The following is a 15,065-nucleotide window of genomic DNA, read 5'->3' as shown; positions in this document are numbered from 1 at the left end:
ATCATCGCTTGCGGCTGCCGTTCGACGCCGACGCGTCTTTGCTGGTTAGAATCGAGCAAATGACCCCGCGCTTCTTTTTGATCGTGGTCTAGCAACCGAGATTGCGTCGATCGTCAGTTTCTGGCGATGCGTGTTGGTGTCGCTTGCCGATCTGTCTTGCGGCGTGGCTTGTACCAATGCCAACGGTTTCGCTTCGACCCGTTTACGCTCTGAGTGAAAGCTGCAAGCTCACTCTCTGCCTGTAGCCAGTTTTCCAAATCCCGCCCTACTGGCATGCCGGCTTGGAGCCAGATCGCGTGGGCTCGCGCACGGATAAAATTCTCACCTTGGTCATCCATTCAAACCGCTCGACAATATTTTCACGGGGACATTGCGATAAGGGTGAAACACCCGCGTCGGGCGGGCCTTTCATCTGGCAGTGTCACTTGCTGTTCTTAAGGCTTTGCTCACCAGCCTTCGACTGCTGCTCGTTCTTGCCGCCGCGCGCACTGTTGCCCGACTTGTCATCATTGGAGCTTGAGGAAGAAGCACCTGCATTCTTGTGGGTTTGCTGGCCTGCTTTAACGTGCTGCTCGTGTGATCCACCTTGAGTTGCCATGCTATTTCTCCTTGAATTACCCGATGAGACCAACAGCGGCCTCGCATAGCTCAACCGTCCTCAAGGCGGTGTGTTCCTAGAGAATTACCATGGAGCGATAGCGTACAGTGATGCTGAAGCAGAGATCGACTAGGAACATCAAAACGGCAGGCGCTTGGTTGGAGCGCCCATGTCAACGGGACATGGCGGCACGAAAGATATGGGATTTTCTGTGATTTCTCCCCGTGGTCAACCAAATGGCAGGCGAGTTCCCATCCCGTCCGGCGGTCCTCTTTTTCCATGGAGATCCCAGATTACCGGCGCTCGGTGCAGCCTGTCTTGCTCGCTGCTCGCGTAACCACCGAGCGCTTTTGAACCGGCTTCGAGATCGACCGTTTTACCTCAATCGAGGGATGATTTTGCTTCCGCAATCGAGCCGCCTGGCTGTGAGGAAAATGCAATGTATAACCACATCAACGGACTGCTCTCCCTTTTGTCGGCAGAACAGGCTTCACACATTGATCCATTGCTGACGCCAGTTGATCTCGAAACGCGCGCGGTGCTGCATGAGCCGTACGAACCGATTGAACACGTTTATTTCTTTGAGGGTGGACTCTCCTCGGAGATCGTAACGGACAGTGCCGGCGAAAAAATCGAGGTCGGCTGCATCGGCAAGGAAGGATGCTCAGGGCTGCCGGTCGTCCTTGGCGTGCCGAGCAGCCCTCATAAAGCTTTTATGGAGATCGGCGGACACGCCTTGCGTGTCCGGGCTTCGGATCTTCATGGAGCGATGGAAAAAAGCGTCGAAATCAGATCGCTGATACTCCGCTTCGTGCACGTCTTCATGATCCAGATCGCAGCGACCACGCTGTCGGACGGCCGGTACGATATCCACCAACGACTGGCACGCTGGATTCTCATGGCGCACGACAGGATCGAGGGTGACGAGATCGCTCTCACACACGATTTCCTGGCCCTGATGCTAGGGGTCCGTCGCTCCGGCGTTACAAACGCGATCCATATTCTGGAGGGCGATCATCTGGTCCGCGCTGATCGCGGGCTAATCACAGTGCGGGATCGCCCTCGATTGGAAAAGATCGCCGAGGGATGCTACGGGTTGGCTGAGGCGGAGTATCGGCGTGTTCTGCTCGGCCAGTGAACCAACCTCATCGCTATTCGAGATGCAAAGCCGCTCTGAACGGAAACTGGGAAATCTGCTTGCCGTTCTCGTCGAAGATCAGGAATTCCTGTGCGTCCAGCACTTGGCCTGATCTGATCCGATCCGCCATGATTTCCCGTGCGGCCTGGATCGCCTCGTCGTGAACGGATGCGGCGTCAGGTAAATCAATACCCTCCAAGTCCTCAATGAAATCATCGCCTTCGCGCATATGGAAAAAATAGCGTGGCATTTCAAACTCCGGATGACCACCATAGTTGCTTTCCACTCTAACGGTTCCCATTCAGCTCTCGTGAGCTTCTGTACGCTTTCAGACCGAACCTGCGATCCCACCCCCGCCAGCTGGAACCGTATGCCACTTTTACAATTAAGCGTACGAACGCTCCCAATCCGGAAACGTTTACTAGACAGCGTTGAATTGAACGAGCTCTTGCTATGGCAAACCGCGACCAAGGCCCCCAGACGATTCCCGATCTGCGGGATGTGATCGACGACAAAATCGTTGAAATCATTGACTACGCTAGGCGGGCCGGTTGGCAGCTTGACGAGGTCCTCATCTCGATTGAGGACTGCATTGCCTACCGCTGGCCCAAGGAAAGCCATGTTGCTTCTGACAACACACGCTGCAGCTGACCGACGAAGTTGCGCGTGATGAAGATCCAAGCTCGAGTTCGTCGATATTCCGTCCGGCACGTTACATGTTGGTCATGGCGGATCTTCATCATCGGTCTTGTTTTTCGACGGGCATCCGTGGACCTCATTCCACTCGGGCCGGTCGTCGAAGGTCTCTCGACCTCCCTCTAATATTCGCATCACCGCAGTGAAATGGCGCAGCCACTTTGGCTGTACGGCAGGAAGCGGCGCGGGAACATGCGGTTTCGTACCCCGTTAGGAATGCACAATACGGGAGCAGAGCATGTCAGGCCATCCAACCAAACCGCACATCAAAGTTTATTCCGGACCTGCGGGAGGCTGGGGATCGGCGAAATCCGTCAGCCAGATCCTGTTGCGCGAACATGTATCGGCTAAAGGCCCCGCGCTGCTCGCCCACCAGAACAAGCCCGATGGCTATATGTGCGTCAGTTGCGCCTGGGCCAAGCCCGCCAAAACCCGTCCGCTCGAATTCTGCGAGAACGGCGCAAAGGCCACGGCCTGGGAGGTGACAAGCCGCCGCGCCGGCCGCGCCTTCTTCGCGGCCCACACCCTGGTTGAACTCGAAGGCTGGCGCGACCATGACCTCGAAGAACAGGGCCGGTTGACGCATCCGATGCGTTGGGATGCCGCGAGCGACAAATATGTGCCTGTGGCCTGGGAGGCTGTCTTCGAGGAGATTGGACGCGAGCTTCGCGCGCTGTCGCCCAAGCAGGTGGATTTCTACACATCCGGCCGCGCTTCGCTGGAAGCATCCTACATGTACCAGCTCTTCGCGCGCATCTATGGCAGCAACAACCTGCCGGATAGTTCCAACATGTGCCACGAGAGTTCATCGGTGGGACTGCCGGAAAGCATCGGCGCGTCGGTCGGCACGGCGATCCTCAGCGACTTCCAGAACACGGATTGCATTTTCTACATCGCCCAGAATGTCGGCACTTCCTCGCCGCGCATGCTTCATGACCTGCAGGATGCGGTCGAGCGCGGCGTCAAGATCGTCACCTTCAATATGCTGAGGGAAAGGGGCCTGGAGCGGTTCGTCAATCCGCAGGCGCCCGGCCAGATGCTAACGGGCAAGGAAACGCCGATTTCCTCCGAATATTATCAGGTAAGGAATGGCGGCGACACCGCGGCTCTGTTCGGCGTCTGCAAGGCGCTGATCGAGGCCGATGACTGGCTCAAGGCATCCGGCACCAGCAAGGTGTCCGGTGACGATGACGTGCCCAAAAATCCGGCGGAGGCCAGCACCGTCGCCTTTGCCGCCGCAATCGCTGCAGCCGACAAGAAGCATGTGCTCGACCATGATTTCATCAAGCAGCACACGGCGGGCTTCGAGGATTTTGCCGCCGCCGCGCGGCAGCATGAATGGTCCGAGTTGGAGCGTGTCTCGGGACTGACGCGCGAGCAGATGATCGAGGCGGCGTGGATCTATGCCAAGTCCGACGCCGTGCTGCTCGTCTATGGCATGGGCCTGGCACAGCATGTGATGGGCGTCGACAATGTGCATATGGTGGCCAATCTGGCACTTCTGCGCGGTAATATCGGCAAACCGGGCGCCGCTATCTGCGCCGTGCGCGGTCATTCCAATGTCCAGGGACAGCGGACGGTGGGGATTACCGAAAAGCCCGGCCTCGTGCCGCTCGACAAGCTCGCAGAGCTTTATCAGTTCGAGCCGCCGCGCTGGACCGGCCATTCCTCAATCGAGACCTGCCAGGCGATCATCAGCGGCGAAACACGCGCCTTCTTCGGCCTGGGCGGAAATTTTTTGCGGGCCGTGCCGGACACGGAGGTCATGGAGAGCGCCTGGCGAAAGCTGCGGCTCACCGTGCAGGTGGCGACCAAGCTCAATCGCAACCATGTGATCCATGACGAAATCGCCTATCTTCTGCCCTGCCTCGGCCGGATCGAGGTCGACAAGCAGGAAAGTGGCCCGCAGGCCGTGTCGATCGAAAGCTCGGTGGGGCATTTTCACGGCTCGCGCGGCATGACGGCACCCGCAAGCCCCGAGCTGCTCTCAGAGCCGGCGATCATCGCCGGCCTTGCCAAGGCGACGCTCGGCGAGACAAAAGTGCCGTGGGAGGCGTGGCTGGCGAATTATGCGGAGATCCGCAACGCCATCGAGCGGACCTATCCCGAGACGTTCAAGAATTTCAACGGGCGCATGTTCCATCCCGGCGGCATCCCCCGGCCTCTGCCCGCCCGGGAGCGGAAATGGGTGACGCCGAACGGCAAGGCGAATTTCATCACGCCGGAGCGGTTGTTTCCGGAATTCGCAATCGAGCACGGCCGCGACGCCCTGCACCTCGCCACCCTGCGCTCCAACGACCAGTTCAACACCACGATTTACGGCTATAGCGACCGCTTCCGCGGGGTGGAAGGCTCACGAAAGGTGTTGTTCATGAACGCGGAAGATATTGCGGCGCTTGGTCTTGCCGATGGCCAGAGTGTTGATCTCACCACCGCGATCGAACCGCAGACGATCCGCCAGGTGAGGGGGCTGCGCATCGTCGAATACGGTATACCGAAAGGCTGTTGCGCCGGTTATTACCCCGAATGCAATCCGCTTTTCCCGCTGTCCCTTCACGATGCCAAATCGAAGACGCCTTCCTACAAATTGCTGCCTGTCTTCGTGACGGCTTCGCGCGAGGTTCCTGTCGACTGAATTTGTTGAGCGTGGTTTGAGATGACCTGGGAGTCGGCGGCGGAAAAACTGCGGATAGGAGCGCTGGTGCTTGCGGCGATCCTTTGCTGTGTGACGGCTGCGGTTCTGATGGGCTGGCTGCGCGGCGAGCGCGAATTCCGGCTGGCACCACCGCTCTCGGCGGAGCTGGACAAATTCCGGCTGATGCCGAACGGCATCGGCGGCGCGCCCCCCGAAGTCTATTTCGCCCTGGGCAAGCCCTATGAGGGCGATTCCTATGATCTCAGCCAGGGCAAGCGGCTTTATTCCTGGTTCGGCTGCGCGGCCTGCCATGGCGATGGCCGCGGCGGCATCGGGCCATCCTTCCTCGACGGCTGGTGGCTTTACGGGCCAGAAATGGTGTCGGTCGTCGCCTGCATCCGCGACGGCCGTCCGCACGGCATGCCGGCTTTCCGCGACAAGATGACGAGCGATGAGATCTGGCAGCTTGCCGGCTATGTCCGCACCATCGGCGCCTATTCAGTGCAGACGACAGCGCCGAGCCGCAATGACGACAAGCATACGCGGCCTTCGGAAAACCGCGGCCCGGCGGTGATCCAGTTTGATCCGGGGCCTTCGGGGGCGAAGGTCGATCAAGGACCGTCTCCATGAAGTGGATCGGGCGGTTGGCATCTCTGGTCTCTGCCTTGATCCTGGCCGGCTGCGACAATCCGCAATCGGCGCTCGATGTGCAGGGGGCGGTGGCGGTCGAACTCAGGCACCTGATCCTGGTCTTCGCCGTGGTCTGCACGGTTGTCTGGCTGGCGGTTGTCGGCGTGCTTGTCTGGGCGCTGCTACGCAGGCGGGGCAGCGGACAGCCGGGCAGTGCAGACCAGGAGCGAACGCTGCGGTTCGCGGTCCTGGCCGCCGTGGCCGGCACGGTCGTGATCATTTCTGGGCTGACGCTGACGAGTTTTCTCACAACCCATCGGATCGCCTTGATGGGTGACGCCGCATTGACGATCCGGGTGCGCGGCCAGCAATGGTGGTGGCAGGTCATCTATCCCGACAAGAACCCAGAGCTCGCTTTCGAAACCGCCAACGAGATCCACATTCCGGTCGGAAAGAATGTCCGGCTCGAACTGGAGGGGGTGGACGTCATTCATTCCTTCTGGGTGCCGAGCCTGGCCGGCAAGCAGGATCTCGTGCCCGGCCGGCACAACAGCCTGACGATCCGCGCCGAGCGCCCCGGCGTCTATCGTGGGCAATGCGCTGAATTCTGCGGCCTGCAGCACAGCCATATGGCGGTGCTGGTGATCGCCGAGACCGCGGCGGACTACGAACGTTGGGCAGCGGCGCAGCGCGCGCAGGCTGTCGCCTCGATCAACTCCGAGGCCAGCACCGGCCACACAGTGTTCCTGAGCAAGCCATGCGCCGCCTGCCACACGATCCGCGGGACGTTAGCCGCAGGCAAGACCGGTCCAGACCTGACGCATGTCGGCAGCCGCACGACGATCGCTGCAGGCCTTGTCGAGACGACGCGCGGCTCGCTCGCCGCCTGGATAGCAGATCCGCAAACCCTCAAACCGGGGAACAACATGCCATTGGTGCCGCTGACGAGCGACGAATTGCGAGCGCTCTCCGCTTACCTGGAGAGCCTCAAATGACTGAGGACAGCAAACCCCCGCAATTGGACAGCGTGTTCGACAATGCCGAGCTCGAACGCAGGCTAGCCAAAACCTGGCAGACGAAGCCGGGGATCTGGGGCGCGCTTTCGACGGTGGACCACAAGATCATCGGGCAGCGCTATGTCGCCACCGCCTTCGTCTTCCTGCTGCTCGGCGGGCTGCTGGCAGTGGCGATGCGCATCCAACTGGCGCAGCCGGAAGCGCGCTTCATCGGTCCGGACCGCTACAACCAGATCTTCACCATGCATGGCTCGAACATGATGTTCCTGTTCGCCGTGCCGGTCATGGAAGCCATGGGTGTCTATCTCGTGCCGCTGATGGTCGGCACGCGCAACATCGCATTCCCGCGCCTGAACGCCTTTTCCTACTGGATGTATCTCGCGGGGGGCTTGCTGCTATGGATCGCGTTTGCGCTCGATGTCGGACCCGATGTCGGCTGGTTCGCCTATGTGCCGCTCTCCGGACCGGAATATGGCACCGGCAAACGGGCGGACATCTGGGCGCAGATGATCACCTTCACCGAAGTCTCGGCGTTGGCGATTTCGGTCGAGATCGTCGTCACCGTGTTCAAGCAGCGGGCGCCGGGCATGTCGCTCGACCGCATTCCGCTATTCGTCTGGTCGATGCTGGTGACCTCCTTCCTGGTGATCATGGCCATGCCGGCGATCATGGTCTCGAGTTCGACATTGATCATGGACAGGCTGGTGGGCACGCATTTCTACAATCCCGCCGAGGGCGGCGATGTGCTGCTCTGGCAGCACCTGTTCTGGTTCTTCGGCCATCCGGAGGTCTATATCATTTTCCTGCCGGCGGTCGGCATGGTCTCCACCCTGGTCGGCACGTTTGCCAGGCGCCCGGTCTTCGGCTACCTGCCGATGGTGATGGCGCTGATCGCCACCGGCATTCTCGCCTTCGGCCTCTGGGTGCACCACATGTTCGTCGCCGGCCTGCCGCGGCTGGGGGCGAGCTTCTTCACCGCATCGAGCATGTCGATCGCCGTGCCCGCGGGCGTGCAGATCTTCTGCTGGCTCGCAACACTCTGGGACGGGCGGCCCGTGTTCAAGGTGCCGCTGCTGTTCGTCATCGGATTCGTCTTTACATTCGTGATCGGTGGCCTGACCGGCGTCATGGTCGCCTCGGTTCCGCTCGATACGCAGGTGCACGACACCTACTTCGTCGTCGCACATTTCCACTATGTGCTGGTCGGCGGCGCGGTATTTCCGCTGCTCGGCGCCGTCTACTACTGGTTTCCCAAGATGACCGGGCGGATGATGAGTGAGCGGCTGGGCCGATGGGTGTTCGGCCTGGTCTTCGCCGGCTTCAATCTGACCTTCTTCCCGATGCATATCCTCGGGCTCGAAGGCATGCCGCGGCGCATCTATACCTATCAGCCGGAAATGCCCTGGGGCGGGCTCAATCTGTTTGTCAGCTTGAGTTCTGGCATTCTCACACTCGGTTTCCTGATGTTCTTCATCGACATCGTCAGGAGCGCCCGGCATGGAGCACTGGCGGGTGCGAATCCGTGGGGCGCTGCGACGCTCGAATGGGCGACCTCTTCGCCGCCGCCGCCCTATAATTTCCGTTCCATACCGGTCATCAGCGCGCGCGAACCGCTATGGTCCGATCCGGATGAATTGCCGGTGGCCGCAGGGCTTCAGGTGGACCAGCGCGAACTTCTGGTGACCAGCGTCGTCGAGGGACTGCCGGAGGCACGCGAATCCTCGCCGCAAAACTCGATCTGGCCGTTCTGGGCCGCGATCGCCACCACGGTTCTGCTGATCTGGTCGATCTTTTCGCCCTGGGCGGTCGTCTGGGGCGCAATTCCGGTGGCCATCGCGCTGATCGGCTGGTTCTGGCCGAAAGGCGATCCGGAGGATGATTCATGAAGCAGCGTGTCGTCCTCGATGTGTCGCACCTTCCCATGCACGGCCTGGGCACAGCCAGCCTCACCTGGTGGGGCACGCTCGGTTTCATACTGATCGAGGGAACCGGCTTTGCGCTGACGATTGCCATCTATCTCTACCTGATGAGCATTGCGCCGCATTGGCCCATCAATTCGCCGCCGCCCGATCTGCTGCCGGGCACGATCCTCACCGTGTTGTTGCTGGTGAGCGTCGTGCCGAACGTGATGGTGGCGGCCTGGGCGCGCAAACAGGATCTGCGCCGGGTGAAGATCGGGCTTGTCGTCATGTCGGTGCTCGGCATCCTGCCGCTCATCGTGCGCATCTTCGAGTTCCCGGCGCTTCGGATCAAGTGGGACGACAATGCCTATGGTTCGGTGGCCTGGGTGCTGCTCGGCCTGCACACCACCCATATCCTCACCGACCTAGCGGACACGCTGGTGCTGACCGCCCTGATGTTCACGCGCCACGCCGACAATCCGCGCCGCTACGGCGACGTGCAGGACAATGCCATGTACTGGAATTTCGTCGTGATCGCCTGGATCCCGATCTATGCCTGCCTCTACTGGCTGCCACGGCTATGAGTAGCGCTTTCGCCAGATATGCCGGGCTGATCTGGGCGCCGCTCTTATGGGCAGCGAATACCCAGCTCGGCCTGATCCTGCCGCATGTCGATTGCCCGCAGCATGCGCTCCTGACCGCGGCCGTTGCCTGGATAGCGGTCGTGCTGACGCTCGGCAGCCCCCTCCTTTCGTATGCGATGCGCGAGGCGACGCCGTCGCGGCTGCAGATCTTCGGATGGATGGGCGTGCTGTCCGGCTTGGTCTTCTCGCTCGCACTCGCTTACCAGGGAGCGGCAAGCCTGCTGTTGAATGCATGCGAACGTTGATCGCATCGAGCCTGCTGATCGGGGCATTTGCCGGCACTGCGGCGGCGCATGGCGACGAGACGCATGGGCTCCAACTCGCCTGGACCTTCGATCCCTGGATCGTCGTCCCGTTGTTGCTGACCGGGCTGCTCTATGACCTGGGTTCCATGCGGCTTTCGCTGCGGATGCGTGCCGGCAAGCATCGGTTCAGCCATGCGCTCGCCTTCTGGAGCGGCTGGCTGGCGCTGGCCGGTGCGCTGGTGTCGCCCTTGCACTGGCTCGGCGAACATCTCTTCACCGTTCATATGATCGAACACGAGATCGTCATGGCGGTGGCGGCGCCGCTGATCGTCATCGCTCGACCCATCGGTGCGTTCTTCTGGGCTTTGCCGCGAACCGGCCGTCACTCGGTGCTGCGGGTTTTCCAGGCATTGCGAGACGTCTGGAGGTACATCACCCGCGGCAATGTCTCGACCTTGCTGCACGGGCTGGTGATCTGGATCTGGCATGTGCCCCTGCTGTTCGACGCCGCGGTCACCAACACGACGTTGCATCGGCTGCAGCATCTCAGTTTCTTCCTGGCTGCCGTTCTCTTCTGGTGGTCGGTGCTCTGGGTTAGCGACCGCGGCATCGCGGCCTGGCATCTGTTCGTCACGATGATGCATACGAGCGTTCTCGGCGCGCTGATAGCGCTGGCGCCGCGGGTGCTCTATGTCGCGCAGACCAGGATGGCGGCGGATTGGGGCGTGACGCCGCTAGAAGATCAGCAGCTTGCGGGCATCGTCATGTGGGTGCCGGCGGGAACCATTTATGCCGGCGGTGCTTTGGTTCTGCTGGCGCTCTGGATCAGCAAGTCCGGCACGGGAGCATTACATGGCCGAAGCATCCGCTCGTCATGACTTTGGCGGCTTGGTCTTGGTGGCGGGTATATTGGCCGTCATCCTCGCCTTCATCGGCGCAGACGCGCTGAACGACAGGCAGCAGACACGCGACGTTGCCAAGGCAGCGACCGGCGGCAATCCCGACCGGGCGCCAGAACTGTTCCGCAAATATGGCTGCACCGGCTGCCACACCATCCCGGGCATTCCCGGCGCCGACGGCCAGGTGGGAGCGCCTCTCGCAGACCTCAGGAAGCGCGTCTACATTGCCGGCGTCATAGAGAACACGCCGGACAATCTCATCCACTGGATCGTCTCGCCGCAGGCCTTCGCGCCGCATGTGGCGATGCCGGCAACGGGCATAACCGAAGCCGAGGCGCGCGATCTCGCGGCCTATCTCTACGCGCAGTGAGGCGGTCAGGGTTTCGGTGTTTCTCGATAGGGCAGGGCCTTGACGTAGCGGGCGATCGCCTCGCGATCGGTCTCAGGCAACATAGCCGTATTCGTCACTACGTCTGCCATCGATGAGCCGACGCGGCCGTGATCCGGCGTGTTCCCGGTCTTCAGCAGCTCGGCAATATCTTGCTCCGACCATTTGGCGAGCCTAGCGGGGGTGATATTCGGGATATAGCCCGTGCCCTCCGGGTCGACGCCGCCGGCGAACAATGTCGATGCCTTGATCGCGCCAAAGCTGTTGCGCGATGAATGACACTCCGCGCAATGGGTGACGGCCTCGACGAGATAGCGTCCTCGGTCGGGTGCAGCTTTCGCAATCTGCGCGGCGGGCTGGCCCTCGCGGAAAAACAAGAGCTTCCAGATGCCGAGCCCGCGCCTAATCTTGAAGATCATCGCAAGATCATGCGGCGGCGGACGGCCCTTCACGGCCGGCAATGTCCGGAGATAGGCAAACAGATCCTTGATATCGCCCGGCTGCATGCCGGTGAAACTGGTATAGGGAAATGCTGGATAATAGTGCTGGTCCTTCGGCGAGACGCCGGCGACCAGCGCATTCGCCAGGTCCGTCACGTTCCAGGCGCCGATACCGTCCGCCATATCGGACGAGATGTTCGGCACCCGGAAAGTCCCATAGGGCGAGGCGAGCGCTAGGCCTCCACCAAGCCTGAGGCGATCCTGCTGGCCGGGCGCAGCATGGCAGGATGCACAATCGCCGGCAGCGAAGACGAGGCGGCCGCGCGCCGGATCGCCGGTGCCGGCCAGCAGCGGATCATCCTTCGCAAACGGTTTTGCCGGCGCCGTCGCGACCCAGATGATTGAGCCGATTGCTGCCAATGCGACAACCGCGATGGCCAACGGAACGGGGATGCGCATTCTACAGCACCTTGCAGGGACACTCCTGCACAAAACACCGATCCGGGCTCGGTGTTCCCATCGCAGAGAGTTCCAACGTCACCGGGGGGCCTCGCCGTCTATATTTGGGCCGAGCGCTGTAAATCGAGAGAATGCAACGTAGCAGCACCCTTCGGGGTTACTGGGTGATCGATAGCGTCGCGGCAAAGCTTGTAAATAAGCGCTCGGTCTGCCGAGCGTCCTATATCCCACCCACCAGTCTTTGAACACTTCGAGGCGGGTATTTTGTCGCAACTCGGAAAAAATGGGAAAAACGCGAAGCGCCAGATTGCTCGACTGCTCAACGAAGATGAAATCTGCTATTCAAGTGGGTCAGCTCATCCGGCTGATGCAACACTGCTCCTGATAGCCCTCAATCCCGAGGTTGCGCCTGCTTTTCGAAAGTCAGCTTCTTCCCCTCGGGGTCCCGCTCCCACGTGCAGTTGTGCTCGAGCACGAACTCGATCGTGTTGACGTCCCGTTCGGTTTCGTCTGCCCCCGGCACTGCCGAGGTGATCCAATCCTTCGGAAGCGTTACCGACATTCCTGGTTCAAGCTCGTCGAGTATTCTACGCAACTGGTCGAAATCCATGGATCAATCTCTGCGGAGCTGTTGAGGCGCCTGGGGGCGGGGGACGTGAAGAATAGCGAAGTAGATTAGCCAACGCCCGGATCGACTTCTCCGGCGGTGGGCTCGGGAAGCGCTCCGGTGCCGGGCGTCTTTTCCCGATCCACCAGCTCTGGTTTGGAGTGAGGACCAGCTGGCGGATGCTCACCTTCGGCATCCGGCTTATCCCCCAACGCGGACGAACGTGCCGCGACCGATGCAGCCAGGGCGTTGAGGGTCGCCCGCTCGGTAAATCCTTGCTCCTGTGCAGTCGAAACGATGTCGCCGATTTCAAAATCGACAAGTTCGCGCAACTCGGAGTCGCCGCCAGCGTCAGTGGTTTTTGAATTATCCATGCAACAACAACGGCTCGAAGTTGGCGAGGTTCCGCAGACGGATCGGCGACGCACGCGGCCGCCAAAACGATGGGCATTCGGAGGGTCGATTAGCCTCGGTCGGTAGAAGGAACTATGGCCGTTTGTACGATAACGCGCGGGAACTTCGTGCTGGCGTCCGTGTTGGCGCAGTGTTTCCAACATATCTTATTCGGAGTACCTGATGTCCAAAAAACCCGCTTCTCAGTCGCCGCCATCAAAATCGTCTCAGCCGAAACCCGTCGATGCGACGATCCATGACCAGGTTCTGACGCGAGGGGACGGAGGCGAGCTGCATCAGACCGCCGAAGACGGACAGCCTGTTTTGACCACCGCGCAGGGCGGTCCCGTCGCGGACGACCAGAACTCGCTACGTGTCGGCGCCCGCGGCCCCCTGCTCGTCGACGACTTTCATTTCCGCGAGAAGATTTTCCATTTCGATCATGAACGCATTCCGGAGCGTGTCGTGCATGCGCGCGGCTACGGCGCACATGGCTTCTTCGAGACATACGAGTCCCTTGCCGCCTACACCAAAGCCGACCTCTTCCAGCGCCCCGGAGAGAGGACACCGGCTTTCGTCCGTTTCTCCACCGTCGCCGGCAACAAGGGGTCGTTCGATCTCGCCCGCGACGTCCGCGGCTTCGCCGTCAAACTCTATACCCAGGAGGGCAACTGGGACCTGGTCGGCAATAACATCCCGGTTTTCTTCATCCAGGACGCGATCAAGTTCCCCGACATGGTGCATGCGGTCAAACAGGAACCGGACCGCGCCTTTCCACAGGCCCAGAGCGCGCATGACAATTTCTGGGACTTCATCAGCCTCACGCCCGAAAGCATGCACATGATCATGTGGGTAATGTCTGACCGCGCCATTCCGCGGTCCTTCCGGTTCATGGAAGGGTTTGGCGTTCACACCTTCCGGCTGGTCAACGCCAAAGGCGAATCCACCTTCGTCAAATTCCATTGGAAGCCGAAGCTCGGGCTTCAATCCGTTGCCTGGAACGAGGCTGTGAAGATCAACGGTGCCGATCCCGACTTCCACCGCCGCGATCTCTGGAATGCCATAAAATCCGGCAACTTCCCTGAATGGGAACTCTCTCTGCAACTGTTCGACCAGGATTTTGCGGACAATTTCGATTTCGACATCCTCGACCCGACTAAGATCATCCCTGAAGAAATCCTGCCGCCGAAGCCCGTCGGCCGGCTTGTCCTCGACCGGATGCCCGACAATTTCTTTTTCGAGACCGAGCAGGTCGCGTTCATGACGCAAAACGTGCCGCCGGGCATCGATTTCTCCAACGATCCTCTGCTGCAAGGTCGGAACTTCAGCTATCTTGACACCCAACTCAAGCGTCTGGGCAGCCCGAACTTTACCCATATTCCGATAAACGCACCAAAGTGCCCATTCCATCACTTCCAGCAGGATGGCCACATGGCCATGCGCAATCCGGTGGGCCGGGCGAACTATCAGCCGAATTCCTGGGGCGAAGGGCCACGCGAATCGCCGATGAGCGGCTTCACGCACTTCCCGGCAAACGAGCAAGCCCAGAAGGTCAGGCTTCGTCCGGAGAGTTTTGCCGACCACTATAGCCAGGCGCGGCAATTCTACATCAGCCAAACCCCACCAGAGCAGCGTCATATCCAGATGGCATTGACATTCGAACTCGCCAAGCTCGAAACGCCCGTCATTCGCGAGCGGGTCGTGGCGCATCTCATGAACATCGACGAGACGCTGGCGAGCGCAGTCGCCGAAAGGCTCGGATTCCAGTCGATGCCAAAGCCCGCCGAAGCTGCCATTCCGACACGCCAGGACCTCGATCCATCGCCCGCACTCAGCATCGTCAAGCGCGGGCCGAAGCGCTTTGAAGGGCGCAAGCTTGGTATTCTCGTGACCGACGGGGTGGATGCCAATCTTCTCAAAGGCCTGCAGGATGCGATCACGGCGGAGAGGGCGGAGGTCGCCCTCATTGCGCCAAAGGTCACCGGGGTAGTCGCATCGGACGGCAGCCTGGTGCCAGCCCAGTTCATGATTGATGGCGGGCCTTCGGTCTTGTTCGACGCCGTAGTGCTTTTACCGTCTGCGCAGGCAATCGACGATCTCGTCACGGAAGCCACTGCCCGCGATTTTGTCGCAGATGCCTTCCAGCACTGCAAGTTCATCGGCTACGCGGCCGATGCCATGCCGCTGATGCAGGTAGCAGGTATCGCGGACAAACTGGATGAAGGCACAATCGAGCTTCCCGGAGAAAGCCTCTCGGCGTTTGTCACGGAACTCGGCAAGCTCAGGGTCTGGGCGCGCGAGCCATCCGTTAAGCTGGGCAAAGCTTCGCCGCCTCGGCCAAAGTAGCCACGCACTGCGTTTTGATTGTTCAGATGT

Annotated in this window: 17 protein-coding genes; 11 read left to right on the top strand and 6 right to left on the bottom strand. The window is 60.7% G+C overall.

The annotated features are described in order from the left end of the window. Nucleotides 1-113: 113 nt before the first annotated feature. Together AC1DYF_RS13625 and AC1DYF_RS13620 are read right to left on the bottom strand one after the other, a co-directional pair. On the bottom strand, nucleotides 114-338 hold the full coding sequence (locus tag AC1DYF_RS13625; RefSeq protein WP_477877266.1) for a DUF2934 domain-containing protein: 225 nt from the start codon (nucleotides 336-338) through the stop codon (nucleotides 114-116). An 83-nt stretch (nucleotides 339-421) separates the two neighbouring features. Then, nucleotides 422-598, bottom strand: a complete 177-nt coding sequence (locus AC1DYF_RS13620) for a hypothetical protein (protein ID WP_477877265.1) — start codon at nucleotides 596-598, stop codon at nucleotides 422-424. Between the two features lie 439 nt (nucleotides 599-1,037). On the opposite strand from AC1DYF_RS13620, the gene AC1DYF_RS13615 reads away from it, so the two are divergent. Then, on the top strand, nucleotides 1,038-1,736 hold the full coding sequence (locus AC1DYF_RS13615; protein WP_477877264.1) for a Crp/Fnr family transcriptional regulator: 699 nt from the start codon (nucleotides 1,038-1,040) through the stop codon (nucleotides 1,734-1,736). A 13-nt stretch (nucleotides 1,737-1,749) separates the two neighbouring features. Here the strand turns inward: AC1DYF_RS13615 and AC1DYF_RS13610 are convergent, their stop codons facing one another. Then, complete coding sequence (locus AC1DYF_RS13610) at nucleotides 1,750-2,022, bottom strand: DUF6894 family protein (RefSeq protein WP_477877263.1); 273 nt, start codon at nucleotides 2,020-2,022, stop codon at nucleotides 1,750-1,752. Nucleotides 2,023-2,189: 167 nt separating this feature from the next. Between AC1DYF_RS13610 and AC1DYF_RS13605 the strand changes: the two genes are divergently transcribed. The 9 genes from AC1DYF_RS13605 to AC1DYF_RS13565 all read left to right on the top strand — a co-directional run bounded on the left by AC1DYF_RS13605 (nucleotide 2,190) and on the right by AC1DYF_RS13565 (nucleotide 10,772). Then, on the top strand, nucleotides 2,190-2,387 hold the full coding sequence (locus AC1DYF_RS13605) for a hypothetical protein (protein ID WP_477877262.1): 198 nt from the start codon (nucleotides 2,190-2,192) through the stop codon (nucleotides 2,385-2,387). A 283-nt stretch (nucleotides 2,388-2,670) separates the two neighbouring features. Next, on the top strand, nucleotides 2,671-5,067 hold the full coding sequence (locus tag AC1DYF_RS13600; protein WP_477877261.1) for an FdhF/YdeP family oxidoreductase: 2,397 nt from the start codon (nucleotides 2,671-2,673) through the stop codon (nucleotides 5,065-5,067). A gap of 21 nt (nucleotides 5,068-5,088) precedes the next feature. Then, on the top strand, nucleotides 5,089-5,697 hold the full coding sequence (locus tag AC1DYF_RS13595) for a c-type cytochrome (protein WP_477877260.1): 609 nt from the start codon (nucleotides 5,089-5,091) through the stop codon (nucleotides 5,695-5,697). Further along, nucleotides 5,694-6,692 (top strand): cytochrome c oxidase subunit II, encoded by a 999-nt coding sequence (gene coxB, locus AC1DYF_RS13590; RefSeq protein WP_477877259.1) that lies wholly within the window; start codon nucleotides 5,694-5,696, stop codon nucleotides 6,690-6,692. The genes AC1DYF_RS13595 and coxB overlap by 4 nt, the downstream gene beginning before the upstream one ends. Next, nucleotides 6,689-8,599 (top strand): cytochrome c oxidase subunit I, encoded by a 1,911-nt coding sequence (gene ctaD / locus AC1DYF_RS13585; protein ID WP_477877258.1) that lies wholly within the window; start codon nucleotides 6,689-6,691, stop codon nucleotides 8,597-8,599. Before coxB ends, ctaD begins: the two co-directional genes overlap by 4 nt. Next, entirely contained in the window at nucleotides 8,596-9,198 is a 603-nt protein-coding gene (locus tag AC1DYF_RS13580) for a cytochrome c oxidase subunit 3 (protein ID WP_477877257.1), read from the top strand. The genes ctaD and AC1DYF_RS13580 overlap by 4 nt, the downstream gene beginning before the upstream one ends. Beyond that, nucleotides 9,195-9,503: a hypothetical protein gene (locus AC1DYF_RS13575; RefSeq protein WP_477877256.1), complete on the top strand. Its 309-nt coding sequence runs from the start codon at nucleotides 9,195-9,197 to the stop codon at nucleotides 9,501-9,503. Before AC1DYF_RS13580 ends, AC1DYF_RS13575 begins: the two co-directional genes overlap by 4 nt. Next, nucleotides 9,491-10,381 carry a cytochrome c oxidase assembly protein gene (locus tag AC1DYF_RS13570; protein WP_477877255.1) on the top strand — a complete coding sequence of 297 codons (891 nt, stop codon included), beginning with the start codon at nucleotides 9,491-9,493 and terminating at the stop codon, nucleotides 10,379-10,381. Before AC1DYF_RS13575 ends, AC1DYF_RS13570 begins: the two co-directional genes overlap by 13 nt. After that, nucleotides 10,356-10,772, top strand: coding sequence for a c-type cytochrome (locus AC1DYF_RS13565; RefSeq protein ID WP_477877254.1), 417 nt, complete (start codon nucleotides 10,356-10,358; stop codon nucleotides 10,770-10,772). The genes AC1DYF_RS13570 and AC1DYF_RS13565 overlap by 26 nt, the downstream gene beginning before the upstream one ends. A 5-nt stretch (nucleotides 10,773-10,777) precedes the next feature. Here the strand turns inward: AC1DYF_RS13565 and AC1DYF_RS13560 are convergent, their stop codons facing one another. The 3 genes from AC1DYF_RS13560 to AC1DYF_RS13550 form a co-directional block, all read right to left on the bottom strand. Further along, on the bottom strand, nucleotides 10,778-11,689 hold the full coding sequence (locus AC1DYF_RS13560) for a c-type cytochrome (RefSeq protein ID WP_477877253.1): 912 nt from the start codon (nucleotides 11,687-11,689) through the stop codon (nucleotides 10,778-10,780). A gap of 391 nt (nucleotides 11,690-12,080) precedes the next feature. Beyond that, nucleotides 12,081-12,299, bottom strand: a complete 219-nt coding sequence (locus tag AC1DYF_RS13555) for a hypothetical protein (RefSeq protein ID WP_477877252.1) — start codon at nucleotides 12,297-12,299, stop codon at nucleotides 12,081-12,083. Nucleotides 12,300-12,364: 65 nt separating this feature from the next. Then, a complete protein-coding gene (locus tag AC1DYF_RS13550) occupies nucleotides 12,365-12,670 on the bottom strand; it encodes a hypothetical protein (RefSeq protein ID WP_477877251.1) in 306 nt (101 codons plus the stop codon). A 202-nt stretch (nucleotides 12,671-12,872) separates the two neighbouring features. Between AC1DYF_RS13550 and katE the strand changes: the two genes are divergently transcribed. Beyond that, entirely contained in the window at nucleotides 12,873-15,035 is a 2,163-nt protein-coding gene (gene katE, locus AC1DYF_RS13545; protein ID WP_477877250.1) for a catalase, read from the top strand. Nucleotides 15,036-15,065 lie beyond the last annotated feature (30 nt).

The sequence above is a fragment of the Rhizobium sp. P2_G9 genome, assembly GCF_056403475.1.
This window is presented reverse-complemented; position numbering and strand designations above follow the sequence as displayed.

Excerpts from the sequence above, each read along its gene's own strand:
- AC1DYF_RS13625 (WP_477877266.1), bottom strand. The coding sequence starts at position 338 with ATGGATGACCAAGGTGAGAATTTTATCCGTGCGCGAGCCCACGCGATC.
- AC1DYF_RS13620 (WP_477877265.1), bottom strand. The coding sequence starts at position 598 with ATGGCAACTCAAGGTGGATCACACGAGCAGCACGTTAAAGCAGGCCAG.
- AC1DYF_RS13615 (WP_477877264.1), top strand. The coding sequence starts at position 1,038 with ATGTATAACCACATCAACGGACTGCTCTCCCTTTTGTCGGCAGAACAG.
- AC1DYF_RS13605 (WP_477877262.1), top strand. The coding sequence starts at position 2,190 with ATGGCAAACCGCGACCAAGGCCCCCAGACGATTCCCGATCTGCGGGAT.
- AC1DYF_RS13600 (WP_477877261.1), top strand. The coding sequence starts at position 2,671 with ATGTCAGGCCATCCAACCAAACCGCACATCAAAGTTTATTCCGGACCT.
- AC1DYF_RS13595 (WP_477877260.1), top strand. The coding sequence starts at position 5,089 with ATGACCTGGGAGTCGGCGGCGGAAAAACTGCGGATAGGAGCGCTGGTG.
- coxB (WP_477877259.1), top strand. The coding sequence starts at position 5,694 with ATGAAGTGGATCGGGCGGTTGGCATCTCTGGTCTCTGCCTTGATCCTG.
- ctaD (WP_477877258.1), top strand. The coding sequence starts at position 6,689 with ATGACTGAGGACAGCAAACCCCCGCAATTGGACAGCGTGTTCGACAAT.
- AC1DYF_RS13580 (WP_477877257.1), top strand. The coding sequence starts at position 8,596 with ATGAAGCAGCGTGTCGTCCTCGATGTGTCGCACCTTCCCATGCACGGC.
- AC1DYF_RS13575 (WP_477877256.1), top strand. The coding sequence starts at position 9,195 with ATGAGTAGCGCTTTCGCCAGATATGCCGGGCTGATCTGGGCGCCGCTC.
- AC1DYF_RS13570 (WP_477877255.1), top strand. The coding sequence starts at position 9,491 with ATGCGAACGTTGATCGCATCGAGCCTGCTGATCGGGGCATTTGCCGGC.
- AC1DYF_RS13565 (WP_477877254.1), top strand. The coding sequence starts at position 10,356 with ATGGCCGAAGCATCCGCTCGTCATGACTTTGGCGGCTTGGTCTTGGTG.
- AC1DYF_RS13560 (WP_477877253.1), bottom strand. The coding sequence starts at position 11,689 with ATGCGCATCCCCGTTCCGTTGGCCATCGCGGTTGTCGCATTGGCAGCA.
- AC1DYF_RS13555 (WP_477877252.1), bottom strand. The coding sequence starts at position 12,299 with ATGGATTTCGACCAGTTGCGTAGAATACTCGACGAGCTTGAACCAGGA.
- AC1DYF_RS13550 (WP_477877251.1), bottom strand. The coding sequence starts at position 12,670 with ATGGATAATTCAAAAACCACTGACGCTGGCGGCGACTCCGAGTTGCGC.
- katE (WP_477877250.1), top strand. The coding sequence starts at position 12,873 with ATGTCCAAAAAACCCGCTTCTCAGTCGCCGCCATCAAAATCGTCTCAG.